Origin of the sequence: Clostridium tunisiense TJ (assembly GCF_000300195.1) — a bacterium.
Taxonomy (GTDB): Bacteria; Bacillota; Clostridia; order Clostridiales; family Clostridiaceae; genus Clostridium_J; species Clostridium_J tunisiense.
The window spans coordinates 46,864-64,599 of record NZ_AMQH01000012.1 but is presented as its reverse complement, the minus strand read 5'-3'; the positions used below and the strand labels follow the sequence as shown (position 1 = coordinate 64,599).

14 protein-coding genes are annotated in these 17,736 nt (G+C 30.8%); 2 read left to right on the top strand and 12 right to left on the bottom strand.

Going from position 1 to position 17,736, the window contains the following annotated elements:
• Positions 1–106: 106 nt before the first annotated feature.
• The gene (locus C661_RS0112030) at positions 107–994 is read left to right on the top strand and encodes a DUF2156 domain-containing protein (RefSeq protein ID WP_017415569.1); all 888 of its coding nucleotides are present in this window, start codon (positions 107–109) and stop codon (positions 992–994) included.
• Between the two features lie 73 nt (positions 995–1,067).
• On the opposite strand, the gene C661_RS21805 is transcribed toward C661_RS0112030, so the two are convergent.
• The 6 genes from C661_RS21805 to C661_RS0112000 form a co-directional block, all read right to left on the bottom strand.
• On the bottom strand, positions 1,068–1,412 hold the full coding sequence (locus C661_RS21805; RefSeq protein WP_017415568.1) for a hypothetical protein: 345 nt from the start codon (positions 1,410–1,412) through the stop codon (positions 1,068–1,070).
• Between the two features lie 311 nt (positions 1,413–1,723).
• Positions 1,724–2,080: a hypothetical protein gene (locus C661_RS0112020; protein ID WP_017415567.1), complete on the bottom strand. Its 357-nt coding sequence runs from the start codon at positions 2,078–2,080 to the stop codon at positions 1,724–1,726.
• Between the two features lie 218 nt (positions 2,081–2,298).
• Positions 2,299–4,434, bottom strand: a complete 2,136-nt coding sequence (locus C661_RS0112015; RefSeq protein WP_017415566.1) for an SPFH domain-containing protein — start codon at positions 4,432–4,434, stop codon at positions 2,299–2,301.
• A 167-nt stretch (positions 4,435–4,601) separates the two neighbouring features.
• Complete coding sequence (gene ytvI, locus C661_RS0112010; RefSeq protein WP_017415565.1) at positions 4,602–5,711, bottom strand: sporulation integral membrane protein YtvI; 1,110 nt, start codon at positions 5,709–5,711, stop codon at positions 4,602–4,604.
• Between the two features lie 218 nt (positions 5,712–5,929).
• Complete coding sequence (hcp, locus tag C661_RS0112005; RefSeq protein ID WP_017415564.1) at positions 5,930–7,645, bottom strand: hydroxylamine reductase; 1,716 nt, start codon at positions 7,643–7,645, stop codon at positions 5,930–5,932.
• Positions 7,646–8,002: 357 nt separating this feature from the next.
• Positions 8,003–9,013 (bottom strand): aldo/keto reductase, encoded by a 1,011-nt coding sequence (locus tag C661_RS0112000; RefSeq protein ID WP_017415563.1) that lies wholly within the window; start codon positions 9,011–9,013, stop codon positions 8,003–8,005.
• 339 nt (positions 9,014–9,352) lie between these two features.
• On the opposite strand from C661_RS0112000, the gene C661_RS0111995 reads away from it, so the two are divergent.
• Positions 9,353–10,378, top strand: coding sequence for a branched-chain amino acid aminotransferase (locus C661_RS0111995; RefSeq protein WP_017415562.1), 1,026 nt, complete (start codon positions 9,353–9,355; stop codon positions 10,376–10,378).
• A gap of 114 nt (positions 10,379–10,492) precedes the next feature.
• Here the strand turns inward: C661_RS0111995 and C661_RS0111990 are convergent, their stop codons facing one another.
• The 6 genes from C661_RS0111990 to C661_RS0111965 all read right to left on the bottom strand — a co-directional run bounded on the left by C661_RS0111990 (position 10,493) and on the right by C661_RS0111965 (position 17,611).
• The gene (locus C661_RS0111990) at positions 10,493–10,975 is read right to left on the bottom strand and encodes a DUF3189 family protein (protein WP_017415561.1); all 483 of its coding nucleotides are present in this window, start codon (positions 10,973–10,975) and stop codon (positions 10,493–10,495) included.
• 166 nt (positions 10,976–11,141) lie between these two features.
• The gene (locus C661_RS0111985) at positions 11,142–12,305 is read right to left on the bottom strand and encodes an iron-containing alcohol dehydrogenase (RefSeq protein WP_017415560.1); all 1,164 of its coding nucleotides are present in this window, start codon (positions 12,303–12,305) and stop codon (positions 11,142–11,144) included.
• Positions 12,306–12,805: 500 nt separating this feature from the next.
• Entirely contained in the window at positions 12,806–14,476 is a 1,671-nt protein-coding gene (locus C661_RS0111980; RefSeq protein WP_017415559.1) for a putative ABC transporter permease subunit, read from the bottom strand.
• Positions 14,469–15,194, bottom strand: coding sequence for an ABC transporter ATP-binding protein (locus C661_RS0111975; RefSeq protein ID WP_017415558.1), 726 nt, complete (start codon positions 15,192–15,194; stop codon positions 14,469–14,471). The genes C661_RS0111980 and C661_RS0111975 overlap by 8 nt, the downstream gene beginning before the upstream one ends.
• 129 nt (positions 15,195–15,323) lie before the next feature.
• Positions 15,324–16,343 carry a formimidoylglutamase gene (gene hutG, locus C661_RS0111970; RefSeq protein WP_017415557.1) on the bottom strand — a complete coding sequence of 340 codons (1,020 nt, stop codon included), beginning with the start codon at positions 16,341–16,343 and terminating at the stop codon, positions 15,324–15,326.
• A 383-nt stretch (positions 16,344–16,726) separates the two neighbouring features.
• Positions 16,727–17,611 (bottom strand): DegV family protein, encoded by an 885-nt coding sequence (locus C661_RS0111965; protein ID WP_017415556.1) that lies wholly within the window; start codon positions 17,609–17,611, stop codon positions 16,727–16,729.
• Positions 17,612–17,736 lie beyond the last annotated feature (125 nt).

Genomic DNA, 17,736 nt, shown 5'->3' with positions numbered 1-17,736 from the left:
AATATATATAATATTATTTAAAACTCTTTTACAAACTTTATTTAAGTTATTAAATCCTTATAATATAATTAATGCGAAATTGAAAAATTTACTAGGAGGAAGTATTATGCTAAACTTTAAACCATTGACATTAGAGGATAAGGCAATATTTGACAAATACCTAAAACCTTATAAATTTAAAACTTGTGAGTATTCTTTTACTAGCTTATTTATGTGGAGAAAAGCATTAGATATTCAATTTGCTATTTATAAAGATATGTTAATTATAAAGAAATTAGATTTCCAAGGCAGTTATCATCTAATGGAACCTATAGGCTATACTAGAGAAAATTTAAAAGAAGTAGTAAGTGATCTTATGAACTATAAAACTACAGAAGGGCTTGATTACCTTTTTAAAGATGCGGAAGAGCCTTTTATTCAGGACCTTAGAGAAGTCTTCGGAGATGAACTAATAATAGAGGAAGATAGGGATAATTTTGATTACATATATACCAGTGAAAAACTCATTTCCCTTTCTGGGAAAAAGCTTCACAGCAAAAAAAATCATTATAACAACTTTATAAAAAATAATACATATAGAGTTGAACCCATTACAGATGGATTAATATGCGATTGTATAAAAGCTGCTAGAGAATGGTGTAGAAAAAATGATTGTAAGGGGTATCTTTTATATGAACTAAGAGCAATTGAAGAAATGCTAAAAAGCAATCATTATTTAGATTTTAAAGGCATGATAATTTATGTTAATGATAAAATCTCTGCCTTTACAATTGGTGAACAGGTCAATGATGAAATGGCAATTATTCACGTAGAAAAAGCTGATTCAACAATTAATGGACTTTATGCTTTTATTAACAAAACCTTTGTAGAAAACTATTTTAGCCATGTACCTTTTATAAACAGGGAACAAGATTTAGGTATTGAAGGATTAAGAAAGGCTAAGCTTACCTATCAACCAGTAAGGCTTGAACCAAAATATTTAGTAAAGTTTTAAAATAAAGCATTTAAAGCCCTCTATAAAATTTATAGAGGGCTAGAATTATTATATTAGTTATATTATTGATTTATTAACACCAAAACTCGCAACAACAATCACAGCAATCACAACAATTATTGAAACATCCATGATTGTATCCACCACCAAAGCCACAACCTCTTCCAAATCCTAAGTTAGAACCACATCCACAGAATAACAAAGGTAGTAAGAATAAAAATCCTAATCCACCTAGACCTGTATTTTGATTGCAGTTACATGGTGGGCAACAGTTGTTATGATTATTTGGGTAATAATTTCCCTGTGTATAACTATTTGTTAATGCAGCATTAACATTTTCATTTTTGCTTAATTTAATTAATAATTTTCTTACTTCTGGATCACTCATTAGAGCATTTAATAACTCTTGATTTTCCATACACTTCAAACTCCCTTTATATATATTATTAAGGAATTATCAACGTACTAATTTTAAGCCTAGTATTGATAATTTCTTAAGTATATGAAACAGGTATTAAAGCTTATTAAGCAGTAATATTTTTGTTTCCTTAAGACTTTTACAATTATAAAAAACTTTTAACTTGAAAGCCTTTATAACGTTAATTCTGCATTAGACATCTAGAGGAAAGTAACAAATGGAATACTAGTTGATTACCTTATTTTATCTAGAAGTCTTACTATATATTATGAAGTAGTATGGATTTTGTTAACTTAATTTAAATATCTCCGTTACTCTAAGTAATTAATTAAATTTTTTCTATTTTTTTGTTTTTCTTTTATATTATTTAATTGTGCAGTAGACATGTGGTCCCCATTATAACTTATATATTTTTCAGTTTTTTCATAATTTGCTTTTGCATTATCTAATTCGTTGTTTCCTGGATTGTTTCCATAAGCTATTTTATTCTCTAAATTTTCTATTTGCTCAGATCTTTCCTTTTGAATTTCATGAGCATGATGAATTTGATTTTTAGATGCTATATCTGAATGTTGTTCCAAATGTCTTTCAGTTCTTACATAGCTATCCATGAGATTTTCTATTTCACCTACTCTATTTTTTATTTCTTCCATGTTGTTTTTATTCATAATAAATACCTCCTCTTTTGTTTATACTAAGACATGAAAATACTACAATAATCATCACAGATTACTGTAGTATTTTATGCAGAAAATAAGGTTAAATACTATTAAACCCTAACCTTAAAATGAGAATTTCTACTTTCATGGAACAAAGTTCAATTCTTTTAAAAGGATGTCAATAACTTTGACATCCTCTACTTAAAAAAACTTAAAAATTCTCTTTCTTAATTTTTAATTTCTTTGTTCAAAGCTTCTGTTAAAACATCTTTTCCAGTGAGCTTTTCAGTTAAAACTAAAGACATCATATTCTCAAACACATTGGGAATATTTCCATTCCCTGATCCCATAACAATAGTTGGCACTAATGGAATCTTTCCATCTTTTATAGCTTCCGTAAAGGATCCCATGACTTCCTTCATTACATAGTATTGAGGATTTCCATAAGCCTGAATTTGCGCCATATAAGCATCACCCTTAGCTTTACCAACTTCTCTTTCACGGAAAGCTTCTGACTCTCCAATAGCTTTAATTCTTGTAGCTTCAGCTGTACCAGTTTTCTCTACTTCATATGCCCTTGCTACAGCCTCTTTCTGTATTTTTTCTGCATTGGCATTAGCAAGATTTATCATACTTTCAGATTGAGCTTCTGCATCTTTAATAGTTTGATACTTTTTACCATCGGATTCTTGTTGTGTTTTGTATTTATTTGCTTCTGCTAACTTTTGAATCTTTAATGCCTCTTGAGTTGCTAGTTGAAGTTCCGCTTTACCTTTATTTTCCTGAATCTGAATATTAATGTTTGATTCAGTTAAATCCTGTTGCTTAGCTGCAATAGCTCTAGCTTCGTTTAATTCTTTTTCTTTTTCTGAAGATTTTTGTTGAGCATTAAAGGTTTCTATTTGCTCTCTTGCCACTTGTCTATCTCTAAGTTGAGCTAAAATTGTCTCTATTCGATTATCTGCCTTTGAAGGAGCTGGAGTACCTATTAAAACCTCTTCAAGCTCTAAATCATAATGTGTAAATTTTTCCTTCATCTCATTAGAAGCTCTTTTTTGTATTTCATTCCTATTTTGAATGAGTTCTATTAGAGTCATAGTTTGACCTACATTCTTAAAATATCCCGCTATCATTGGGTCTATGGACTGCTCTATAAGCATTTTTACATCCCCAAATCTTTGTATAACACTAGAAGCTTTCTTATAATCTATATGGAAAACTACGGTTAAAGGAAGAGAAGGCTCAAAAGCATCCTTTGTTATTAAAGATACTTCTTTTAAATTCTCATCTAACTTATGCCCACCAATCTGACCACTTATCCATTTTAAAATAACATTGGTAGTTGGAAGCTTAACTATTTTAGCAGCATAAGTATTTAATGCATATTTCCCTGGTGGCAAAGCATGTTGCCAAATACCTCTACAACCTTCTGCTACCAGTTCACCATGCTTATACTCTTCTCCAGAAACATCAATTCCTCGCTCTCCATGGTAAGAGTTAATTACTCCCACCTCTCCGATATTAATAATTGTTTTAGGAATGAATTCTATAGTAGCAAACAATCTATTAATAAAGTAAGTTCCATCAACTAAAGAAGAATATTGTTTTCCTCTGAATCCACCAGCTCTTAGAAATTTTTCAATATCTTGAAAATTATTATGATAGGTGTCCTCCTCATTTGGATTAGCTCCTACTGAAGGGGCAATAATAGCACCCTCTGGTAAAGTTTTACCATCATGAACTGTTACTACTCCAATAGTATCTTCTGCATCACTAATTACTACTGGCTGAAAACCACCTCTACCTTTTAACATTCTTGTCATCTCATCTATTGCCATAGCTTCGGCCTTATCCCTCATTGGAAGATAATAGGTCTTATCCTCTGTTATAATTATAAATTGTGCTAAATTAAAAGCATAGGTACCCTCACGAAGTATTCCTCTTTGTGGTCCTTTTTGCCCTCCATTTAGTAAAAAACCCTTAACATCCTGAAAGTTATTGCCTTCCTTTACAATCCTACCTAAGGTTTGAATTGGATCCATAGGCTGCCCATCTCTTGCAAATACATATCCTATCTTTCCTTGTGGAATCGTTATAAGTGGTTCTACACAAACCCTGTACATTAAAGGAGTTCTTAAGTGGAACCCACCTCTTAATACATTGGGTTGAAATCCTGATTCTCCGTTAAGTGCAATAATCCCCCCATCTTTTATTGACCCTTTAAAGCTCCACCATTTTTCTACAATCCCCACACAGTCACTAGGAATTATTCTAATTCCTATTACCTTAAGTACAATAAAAAAAAGTATTAATGCGCCAACCACTAGATAAACAATTGGTGGAATCATTTTTAAATATTCCATAAATTTTACTCCCCTTTAATTATTAATTGGTATGTACAAAGAGAACACTTAAAATTCTAATCACAATATGAAAATAAAAAACTAGGGATAAATGCAAATATATTAATATATATGTATTTCTTTTAGATATAGAATAAAAGCATAAAAAAAAAGAGCACTAGGCTCTTTTATTTCACTATTAATTTATCAGAAGGTTTTTTTAGAAACTCATATAGGGATTTTTCCTTCAGCACCATTGCAAATATGCCTTTTATTGTTAAGACTGTTAAAGGACCTAGAATAAGCCCCCCTGGTCCTATTAGTTTAAATCCAATATAAATTCCCATTAGGGTAACCAACGGATGTACCCCTATTTGACTACTTATAATTCTTGGTTCAACCACTTGTCTAACAATCAAAATAACTAACCAAAGCAAAAATAAACCTACAGCCATATATATTTTTCCAAAAAATAAATTGTATATAGCCCATGGAATAATGACAATACCTGTACCTAAAACTGGAAGTAAATCTATAATACTTATTAATATTGCTATTACAAATGCATACTTAACTTTTAATATTGATAACCCTAAAAATAATTCACTAAAAGTAATTAGGAGTATAATTATATAAGCTTTTATAAGCTTTACTATAGATATTACAGAATCATGTTTCATTTCTCTGATATTATTATGCCATTCCTTTGGAACTTGAGATTTAACATAGTCCATTATTGTGTATCTTCCACTAGCAATAAAATATGTAGAAATAATAGTTGTAAGAGTAAATAGCAGGATTTCTGGAAAAGAAAATGCTGTATAAAAAGCTCCTTTAACTATTTTATTTACAATATTCATAAAGTAACTTAATAAACTAATAGCCATACTTTCAATATGAGATGTAAATTCCTGTGGTATTTCTATATTTAAAATCTTTATTTGCCCACTAGAAACTTTTTGAATATTATCATATAACTCACTGACAACACCTGGCATATAGTTAATAATATCCTTTAATTGATTAATAAAGCTGGCTATTATAAATAGTATAATTAGACCAATTATACTAATAATTAAAATTAAACTGATGAGAGTTCCAACTTTTCTTGGAATTTTGGCCCTTTTCCCCAGAAACCTAATTACTGGCTCCATTAGTTGGGCTATTAAAAATGCTATAATAAAAGGCAAAAAGTATTTTATAGATTTATAAATTAATAAAAGACCTATAATTATGCCTATTGCAACTAAGGATATTTTTAAAAACTTTTTCCTATCAATGTTATATATTTTTTCCAAAACTATAACTTCACCTCCAACGATTTCTATGTTTAATAAAATTATACATAATTCTACTCTATATTACACTAAAAATTTAAATTTAAATATAGTTTAATAATAAAATTATGGTCATAATCTTATTATTAAATTCGTATTTTAACATCACTTTACATTTAAACTCTCATTAATTTACAGGAATGTAAAAAAAGGCAAATGCTAAGCATCTGCCTTTTTTATTATTCACCTAAGAACATTTTCATGTCGTCTTCTACAGTTGTTATTCCACCTATACCAAAGTTTTCAACTAAAACTTTAGCTACATTTGGTGATAGGAATGCTGGTAAAGTTGGGCCAAGGTGAATATTTTTTACACCTAAGTATAATAGTGAAAGTAATACTATTACAGCTTTTTGCTCATACCATGCAATGTTGTAAGATATTGGTAATTCATTAACATCTTCTAATTCAAATACCTCTTTTAATTTTAATGCTATTAAAACTAGTGAATAGGAGTCATTACATTGACCTGCATCAAGTACTCTTGGAATCCCACCAATATCACCTAAGTTTAGTTTGTTGTATTTATATTTAGCACATCCTGCTGTTAAAATAACTGTATCTTTTGGAAGTGCATTTGCAAAGTCTGTGTAGTAGTTTCTGCTCTTAGCTCTTCCATCACAACCTGCCATTACAAAGAATCTTCTTATTGCTCCACTCTTAACTGCATCTACAACTTTATCCGCTAATGCAAATACTTGGTTATGAGCAAATCCTCCAATGATTTCTCCTGTTTCGATTTCTACTGGAGCAGCACATTTTTTAGCATGTTCAATGATAACTGAGAAGTCTTTTGCACCCTTCTCATTTGCATCGATGTGAGTTAATCCCTCAAAGCCAGTTACACTTGTAGTATAAACTCTTTCTTTGTATGAAGCTTTAGGTGGTACTAAACAGTTTGTTGTCATTAATATTGGTCCATTGAATTTTTCAAATTCTTCAGTTTGTTTCCACCATGCGTTTCCATAGTTTCCTGCAAAGTGTGAGTATTTTTTGAATGCTGGATAGTAGTGAGCTGGAAGCATTTCACTGTGTGTGTAAACATCTATTCCAGTTCCTTCTGTTTGCTCTAATAATTGCTCAAGATCTCTTAAGTCGTGTCCACTAATTAAGATACCAGGATTTTTTCTAACACCAATATTAACTTTTGTTATTTCTGGGTGTCCATAAACTTCTGTATTAGCTTTATCAAGTAAAGCCATACCGTCTACCCCATATTTTCCTGCTTCTAAGGTTAAAGCTATATAATCATTAACTGTTAACGTGTCATCTAAGGTAGCAGCTAAAGCTTTATGCATAAATCCATGTACTTCATCGTTGTCATAACCTAAATGCATTGCTTGTTTTAAATATGCAGATACTCCTTTTAATCCATAAGTTATAAGTTCTCTTAAAGATCTTATATCTTCATTTTCAGTAGCTAAAACTCCTACAGTCTCTGCTTTTGCATTGAAATCTTCTACATTGTTTGCAAACCAGATAGCTGCATCTGGAAGATTACTTTCTTCTTCTCTTTTAAATCCTACAAAAGAAAGCATTTTCTTTAGCCAGTTTTCATTAGCATTTGAAACACCTAAGTTTGCACCTGCTTTAATTACTTGTTGTTTTAATTCTTCTCTTAATTGTAATCCTCTTCTAACTCTTTGAATGAATACATTTCTATCAAAGTTTGCATTAGTAATTGTAGCAAATAAACCTTCAGTGATAAATTTATCTACTTCTTTGTTAATTACACCAACTTCTCTTCCTTTAACACTATAAACTGATATACCTTTTAGTATATATATTAATAAGTCTTGTGCTTTTGCTAAATCTTCTGTTTTACCGCACACACCTTTCACTGTACATCCTTTGCAGCCTGCTGCTTCTTGACATTGATAACAAAACATACTCATTATTCATTCCTCCATACATATTTATTTTTGATTAATTTTTTTGTAAATTATTCTTTTATATGTTAAATTTTCTAGGTTTGCTTGTTTATTGCATTTCCTTACTACAAGATAAATTATACTAGGATACTCTACATTAATCGGTAACCTAAGTTACAGAATAAAATATTTTTAAATTTATTTTTTAATGCGTTAATATATCTATTTAATAGTAATCACCCTTATACTTATAAGTCCTCTTACTACTGCTCACTAACTACTTATTTCAAAACTTCTAAAAAAATAAAACCATCCTGTTGGTTCATATGCTCCAGAGTTAATTCTCAGAGAGCATATGTTAACAGAATGGTTTTATTGATTTTATTCATTGAAGGTTTGTCTAACCTTTAACATCATACTTCTTATAGGCAAATCATAAGGGCATTTCTTTTCACAAGTTCCACACTGTGTGCAATCCTTTGCTCTAAAAGCCATTGAAGAATATCTTTCTTCTGCCCATTGAGCTAAATTATACCTTTCTTTATAAGAACTAAATACAAACATAGTTGGAATATCTATTTTCTGAGGACAAGGTGCACAATAACCGCATCTCCTACAAAAGGTTTCTCCTAACTCTCCAGCAATTTTGCTAGCCCTTTCCATATCCATATGTGAGAAAGTCTCTTGTTTCATGGCTGACTCTGCATTTATTATTACTTCGTCAATAGTTGCCATACCAGGAATAGCAGTAGTAACATTTTCATTTTTAAGTATATATCTAAGAGCTAAATCACCATTTTCTAATGCTCCCCCAGCCAAAGGCTTCATTGCTATAACTCCAATATTTAGTTCCTTTGCTCTTTTAAATAGTTCTTCACCTTGATTTTCTATAATATTATAAGGATACATTATGGTTTCAAACTTATCCACTTCAATAGCTACTTTAAGTAAATCTAAACTATGAGAAGTAATACCAATATGCTTAATTTTCCCTAGAGCCTTGGCCTCAAGAAGAGCAGCATAGGCTCCATCCTCTCTTAATACTCTTTCTAATTCTTCTACAGTTCTTATATTATGGAGCTGATATAAATCTATATAATCAGTTCTAAAGTTCTTTAAACTAATTTCTATGTCTCTCGCCATGGCTTCCTTATCTTTTACCATACTTTTAGTAGCCAAAATCCACTTTTGTCTTCTTCCTATTATGGCTTCTCCTATATATTCTTCAGATACGGAGTATCCCCTTGCACTATCTATAAAATTTATTCCTAATTCTTCTGCCTTCAAAAGCACCTTTTTAGTTTCTTCTCCATTAATTCTTTGGACGGGTATACCTCCAAATCCTAGCACTGATACCTTTAAGTCTGTTTTGCCTAAGTTTTTATATTTCAAAAGACCCACCCCTTTCTGAAAAAAATTATAACATATTTTCCCTACTATTAAGGGAATTTTTTAAACTTTTATCCAAGTTATTCTTAATCCTAACAATTTTCCATACTTAATGCCCTATAAAGTTTTAACCTTGTTTATCTATATAAAATATTAATTTTTTATGTACACATAAATATCACTTTTATTTCATAAATAAATAGGTTGGACCTTGTTCGCAATTTGTAGAATCTTAAGATTATTTCATCAAAAGTTTACTTTTATACGGTTGTAATCGTTTTATTATAAGCTATAATAGTATTGTATGAATAAATTATTACTTAAAAGTAAAGAGGTGCTATTATGGATAAAACTACAAATATTGAATGGGGTAAATTAGGGTTTAATTACATTAAGACAGATCTTAGATATGTATCCATATGGAAAGATGGAAGTTGGGATGATGGAAAGCTAGTTGAAGATAATAATATAACTATTAGTGAAGGCTCAACAGCCCTTCATTATGGACAGCAATGCTTTGAAGGGTTAAAAGCTTACCGTACTGCTGATGGTAAAATACAACTTTTCAGACCAGATGAAAATGCTAAAAGAATGAACAATAGCTGTAAACGTCTTTTAATGCCTGAGCTTCCAATTGAAAAGTTCGTTGATGCATGCATTCAAGTTGTTAAAGCTAATGAGGCATATGTTCCACCATACGGAACTGGTGCAACTTTATATCTTAGACCTTACGTTATCGGTATTGGGGACAACCTAGGAGTTAAACCAGCTCCTGAGTTTTTATTTGGTGTGTTCTGTTCTCCAGTAGGACCATACTTCAAAGGTGGACTTGCTCCTGTAAACTTCATGATTTCAGATTACGATAGAGCTGCACCTTATGGAACTGGAGCTGCAAAAGTAGGTGGAAACTATGCAGCAAGTCTTTTAGCTCACGAAATAGCTGTTAAAAAAGGATTTGCAGATTGTATATATCTTGATCCACTTACTCATACTAAAATTGAAGAAGTTGGAGCTGCTAACTTTTTTGGAATAACTAAGGATAATAAGTTTATTACACCTAAATCTAGTTCAATTCTTCCAAGTATAACTAAATATTCTCTAATGCACGTAGCAAAAGAATACTTAGGCCTTGAAGTAGAAGAAAGAGATGTATTAATAGATAACTTAAATGAGTTTAAAGAAGCTGGTGCTTGCGGAACAGCAGCAGTAATTACTCCAATTGGTGGAATAGAATACAAAGAACAACTTCACGTATTCCATAGTGAAACTGAAGTTGGACCAATAACACGAAAACTATATGACACTTTATGTGGAATTCAAATTGGAGAAGTTGAGGCTCCAAAGGGATGGATTGTAGAAGTTAAATAGTTTACTCTGAGTATTTAAACAATTAATTTAATAAAAAATAAGGTAGCACTTTTAAGTGTTACCTTATTTTTTATTGCGTTATTTTCATAACATATCTAATAACTTATAAATAAATTATTTATTATGGCCTCTATCAGTATAATTCCTTATTTCCTCTTTCACACTTTTTACTAAGTTAACAATATTTTCATAGGCATCTAAAGTTCCTTTTGTAACTATTGGCCTTCCAAACGCTACCCAATGAAGCCTTCTTGAAGAAAATCCACCTATTTTCATAAGATTATTTACAGTTGGGGATGTATCTGCAAGAAAAAGTTCTTTTCTATTTCCATGAATAATTTCATAAAGGTCAGTGATTGCGGGTATTACAAGTTGTGGTTTGTATTGCCTACTTAAAGTATATACCTTACTCCCAAATTCATCCTCACCAATATATAGTAAGTGTCCTTGATCCTTTTTTGTGATTTTGTCAAAGGTTGGCAAACTTAACAATTCTTCTTTAGTAGGAATTTTATCCATAGGTAATTTATTAATATGAATATTTGCTGCTGTACAAGAAGAATGTGCTCCCCCTACATCGTGATAGATAACTATCATGGTTATTCACTTCCTTATATCAACTTTTTCTACTAATATTGTGATACTTATAACTTGTAGTAAGAATATTATTCTTATTTTACATTGAAATTATGCCCCTTTTCCTAAAGCTATAGATAAATCCTAAAATAAAAATAGTGAGATGACTAGGCATCCCACTATAATTTTATAGTGCAGCTTTAAATATATTTAATACATCATTTTCATCTAGAGGTCTAAATAGCCCTAAACTTCCGTGCTTTGTAGCTGCTTTAGCCATTATATGAAGTTTTTCTTCTTCAATACCAACTTCTTTTAAATGCATTGGTATTCCAAGAGACACAAAGAACTCCTTAGTTTTTTCAATTGCTTCTTTTGCTATAGAAAATTTATCACCATTGGGATTTATTCCCCATACATTTATTCCGTATTCAACAAAATTCTCTACTGTACTTTCATTTAAAACATATTCCATCCAATAAGGTGTTAGTATTCCTAGTCCAACCCCATGGGTAATATCATAATAAGCGCTTAACTCATGTTCCATTGGGTGAACACTCCACCTAGATTCTTTACCATATCCTAATAATCCATTTAAAGCAAGGCTGGATGACCACATTAAATTAGCTCTAGCCTCATAGTTTTCAGGCTCATCCATAGCAATTTTTCCATAGTGGATACATGTTTTAATTATAGCTTCCGAAAGTCTGTTTTGAACATATGCACCTCTAGTACTACTAAAGTAATTTTCAAAAACGTGACTAATAATATCTACAGTGCCTGCAGCAGTTTGATTTTTGGGTACCGTAAAGGTGTATGTTGGATCTAATATAGAAAACTTAGGCTTCATAGAAGGATTTCCTGTTCCAAGTTTCTGGTTAGTGTCCATATTTGTAATTACTGCTCCTGCATTCATTTCTGAACCTGTAGCGGCAAGAGTCAATATAGTTCCTATTGGAAGAGCATTACTTATCTTAGACGGGTCTAAAACTATATCCCAAGGCTCTCCTTCATAGTAATATCCAGCTGCAATTACCTTAGAGCAATCAATAGAACTTCCACCACCTACTGGCAATATAAATTCTATATTGTTTTCCCTACACAATTCTATGCCTTTTCTTACACTAGTTATCCTAGGATTTGGATCTACTCCTGAAAGCTCCCAAAATTTAATTTCATTTGAATCTAGCATTTCTACAACTTTATTGTATACTCCATTTTTCTTTATACTTCCACCGCCATAAACAATCAGTACCTTAGAACCATGTTTTTTTATTTGTTCTGGTAAAACTTTTATTTGCCCTTCACCAAAAAATATTTCTGTTGGAATTGAATAGTTAAAATTTTTCATCTTCTTCTCCTCTTTCTTGTTTATTCAATGAAATTATTATTCAACTTATATAAAAATAATTATACATAATTTAATATTCTTTGTTAATATTTTCTACTATATTAAATATAAATTCTAATTATTTTATTAAAACGCTTAAAAAGTGTGTTATATTACAAATACTGAATTAAAATATCTACTTTAGTTCTCCTCTTGTCATAGCAAAATTATTTCCTAGGGGTAAATATCTTTAGCCTTATTTAATTTTAAATCTTTAGTACTTAGTAGGAGGTATTTCTAACATTTTGCATGCTTTTATATAAACAAACCTCTATACTAATATAAGTATAGAGGTACTAGATCTGCTATTAAAATCAACTTAAGCTTTTTTATATTTAATGTGTTTCTTTATTCTGAAATTTTATAACTAAAACTCCAGAAATAAAATTTTCTTTTTCCCATTCTCCATTTTCCTAATGGCAGGATTCCAATTACTTTTATAAAAACCCTTCACATACTACTTAATCAGATAACCTCTTAAACCATTCTACGCCCAAAGTACCTATTAGTTTATAAAGAACTATATCTGCAATTAAAAGTAAAAAGAATATTAGTAGGAAAGCTATACTTAAATTGACTTGTAATATAATTATTGGAGCTATAGTTATTGCTCCTAAAATAATTGCAATTAGCATTGACTTTAATGAGTTAAGATTTTGTTTTACAGCCTTTTGTTCATTGTCCCATATAAGCTTAGGTGCTGCCAAATCTATAAGTACACCAGAAGCTCCACTAAAGTACAAAACTAATATTGATACTACTGCTACCATAGCTATAATATTAAAATCCGCCCTTAAAATCATTAACGCAACTATCACAATAACAACAGTGATACTATTTAGCATAATGCTAGAAATAATTTTTGCGTTAATTTGGGTTTTATAGCTAACTGGGAGGTATTTTGAAATAAACACCTTATCTCCTTCTCTTGAAATAGATGTTGATGCCGCTGGATTAGTGCCACAAGTAAATAATATTCCACCAAAGGTTGCTACTAAAACTATTGTATAGGCTTCTTTGTTGGCTAAAAATCCCCTTAACATATCTAATGTATTGGCTGAGTTACCTTCAGCTATTAAAGAGAAACCCAGAATAATTGGTAAGAGCACTACTATAGCTACGCAATTTAGCAAGTAGGCTGGAGTCCTTAAAAGTACTATAAATTCTTTCTTTACCCAAGTTTTAAGCTGTGAACTTTGTACAATATTTTTATCTATTTCCCTAGTAGTTAACTTATTTTTCTTGCCATAACTTTCTGATGCTCCAATAGCCCCTTTTAAGTAGAAACTATTTGCTATAACAATAAATATAATTATGGCAATTAATGATATTACTACTAGTAATAGTACATTCATAAGAGTTTTTCCCATATCATTACTAACCGCTGCATAGGCCCCTAACTTAGAGGTTATGAAAAGATTGGACATGGTATTTATAAGTGAATTTTCGCCTTGCGCTAAGATACTTTGTAAGGCTTCTAGGCTTTTCGCACCCTTTTGTGCCATACTGTTCGTAACAAAGTTAATTCCAAGTGCTATTACCATAGCTAAAATACCTGCAATAATTCTAAAACCATCTTTATGCTTTGAAATACCTGTAAATCTCATGAGAATCATAGAAATTAAACTACTGTATATTAAAGGTAAAATCGGGATAGCTATAAAACATAAAATAGAAATTAAGTAAAATGATATTCCAGCTCCTGATTTGTACCCATAAGCAACTGTTACAGGAACCATTATAAAGATTCCTACTATATATTCATATACAAGTACTGAAAAAAACTTTGCAAGAGATATTTGCCATGGCTTAAATGGTAATGGCAATACATACTCTACATCTTTAGCAAAATAAAATACAGTTATTACTGACATTATTCCAAATATGAAAACCATTAAAGCATAAATATTATAACCTAATGCAACCAGAAGTCCTGTTTGATTAATTGTTTCTAAAGCATCATAAATACCTAGTAGCATAGCGCTAATACTTATGGTAAATACAATGAAAGCAAAAGCAATAGCAATTATATTTGCATAAGCCCACCCTTTTTTTTCTTTTCGCTTTACGGAGTTTTCACTTCCAAAATTACTTCTTAGAAAAGCTTTAGTTAATAATATTACTCTATTCATTTTCAGTCATCTCCAAGAACATTTTTTCTAGGGATTCATTGGTTTTAAAATGCTCTTTCATCTCAGTCAAAGTTCCACAAAATAGTATCTTGCCCTTATTAATTATAGCTACCCTATCACAAACCTTCTCTGCAACATCTAATACATGAGTAGAGAAGAAAACAGTCTTTCCACTATCTGCATGTTCTCTCATCATTTCTTTAAGTATATATGCTGACTTAGGGTCTAATCCAGTAAGAGGTTCATCCAGTATCCAAACCTCTGGGTTGTGAATTAATGCTCCCATAACAACAATCTTTTGTCTCATACCATGGGAATAGGTTTGAATTTTATCTCCTAAGGCATTTTCCATATCAAATCTTTTTGCAAGACTTTCTATCTTGTCTTTCCTTATCTCTCCTGAAACATTATACACATCTGCCATAAAGTTAAGATATTCTACTCCTTTGAACTTCAAGAACATATCTGGATTGTCGGGAACATAAGCAAACATTTTTTTAGCCTCTAGAGGATTCTCCTTAATGCTTATGCCATTTACTTTTATATCACCTTTATTAGGCTCTATTATTCCTGTTATCATTTTAAGAGTGGTGGTTTTCCCAGCTCCATTAGGTCCTAAAAATCCAAATATTTCTCCACTATTAATTTTTAAATTTAATTCTTCTACTGCGTTATTAATGTTATTGTAAGTTTTGGTTACGTCTAATATTTCTATCATAATTCTCTCCCCCTGTTTACATAATTTAATCCAATTAGAAGTAAGCCCTACCATTTAAAGTTATTTGCTTATAAGAATACATATGTACTAAATAGTTGATTATTTCTACAAAAAATTATTTACCTCTACTTATATATTCACAGACAAGTTATTAATATGACATAAAGTACTCACTAGTGAAAAAATTACAACTGATGCTAGGTCTGCTGTGGTATTATCTAAATCAAATCTTGGTGACACCTCACATATATCAAAGCTTATAACTTTTTCAGATTTTAATATATACTTAAGTAGTTTTAGCACCCTCTCTGGATCCAATCCTAAGGATTGAGCTGCACTTACTCCTGGTGCGTAGGCAGAAGAAAAAACATCAGCACATATTGTCACATAAATATAATCTTGTAACTTAATAAAATTATCCAGCTCCTCTAATATGCTCCAAGCATCTCTATCTATTATGTCCTTTGCCAATATATACTTAACGCCTAAACTATCTGCGGTTTTAAATAGATCCACAGTGTTGCAATGTTTTTGTACCCCCATGCAAAAATAGGAGTAATTTAAGTCATCCTGTTTGCAAATATCAGCTATTTGCCTAAACATAGTACCTGAACTCCCTCCATTTGGATAGGGTCTTAAATCAAAGTGAGCATCGAAGTTAACTATTCCAATGTTAGGGGCTTTACTTTTCTTTTTTAAGTTAGCAAGTACACCTTTGTAATTTCCTAAAGCAGTCTCATGACCACCTCCTAAAACTATTGGGAAAAGATTTAAGTCTAATATTTTCTCTATAGTTTTTGCAAGAAGAGTTTGACTCTCCTCTAAGGAAATTTGTTCACAAAATATATTACCAGCATCAAAGAGTTCTACTTCCTTAGTAAAAACACATGGAAGATTAGCTAATTCTTTTCTAATACTTACAGGTCCATTAGCAGCTCCACTTCTACCCTTATTAAGTTTTACTCCTTCATGACAACAAAATCCAATAAAAGCAAATCCCAACTTTCCCTTATAAGGCTGTAAGGTTTTATCCATTAAATCTATTGGTTTAATCCATTGATGCCATCTAAATGCGTCAAAATTAGTTTCACTATCTACTCGACCTTGCCAGTTTCTACTATCTATTGGTTTATAATTTGATTGAAACATTTTCTGCCCCCTACACTCTTCTCGTTCTAATTGTATTTTTCTTTTAACACCTATAATGAACCAAAGCTGTAATTTAACATCCACATTAACCTTTATGGGTTTCTCTAAATCTTTTGGAAAGCCAATAAAAATTACTACTTCGGAAATCTACAGGCTAAAAACTCGTTAGTTTAAACTATAAATTGATAAAAATTTTTTAACTATAGTATCATCATAAATTATACCTTCTTTTAGATTTTTATACAATTTGTTTCAAAGGATATTTTGGTTAATTTCACCATATATGTAAGCACAGCTTACATAGTTTCTCTACTCAAATTAGTTTTATATAATATAAAAAAGTTAGAATATAGCTTTCTAACTTCTTTTAACAGCTTCTATAATTAAATCATGTGGTGTTGTCTTTCTTTTCCCATAAAAAACACTGCTAAATTTCCAGGACCCCCATGAGTTCCTACAGCTGGACCTGTGAAATTAATTATTACATCTTTTACTTTAATAGATTTAAGAATATTTTCTTTAAGCTTTAGCGCTTCATCTATACAATCTCCATGGCATATAGCTATAACTTGCTCTTCAGAATTTTCAATTCTTTCACTTATAATTTCAACTAACTTGTTAAGAGAGCTTTTTCTTCCCTTAACCTTAAATACAGGCATTACTTTTCCTTCGTTATTTATTGTAAGTATAGGTTTTATATGAAGAACTATTCCAATCATTGCAGCTGCTGAAGATAACCTACCACCTCTTTTTAAATGATGTAAGTCATCAACTGTAATATAAGTATTTAATTTTTGTTTGTTCTCCTCCAGATAATTCACTATTTCATCATGAGTTTTTCCCATTTCTTTCATTTCAAAAGCCTTCATAACCATAAGACCTTGTCCCAATGAAGCAGTTAGAATATTTACAATGCTTATCCTAATCTCTGGAAATTCCTCTAATAACATATTTTTAGCAATTGTAGCACTATTTTCTGTGCCGCTTAGTCCAGTGGAAACACAAATGTATACTATATCCTTATTATTCTCTGCAATGGCTTTAAACTCTTTATAAAATTCTTCTACACTTGGTTGTGAACTTAGTGGTGTGACTCCAATTCTTAAATCATTAAAAAATTGTTTATGACTTAAACTTTGGCCGAAATCATCAAAATATTGATTTCCTCCGTAATTACAAGTTAATCTTGCATATCGTAGTTTTTTTTCTTTAACAAATTCTATTGGTAAATCACTACAAGAGTCCGTGAATATTTCAAAATCTTTCATATACTATTTCCCTTCATCTAATTTAGACATTTTCTTTCATTTTACAACATTATGGTGTAATGCTAACATAATTATACTGAGGTTACAATATAATTATGCTATATTATAAATAGAAATCTTAGCCA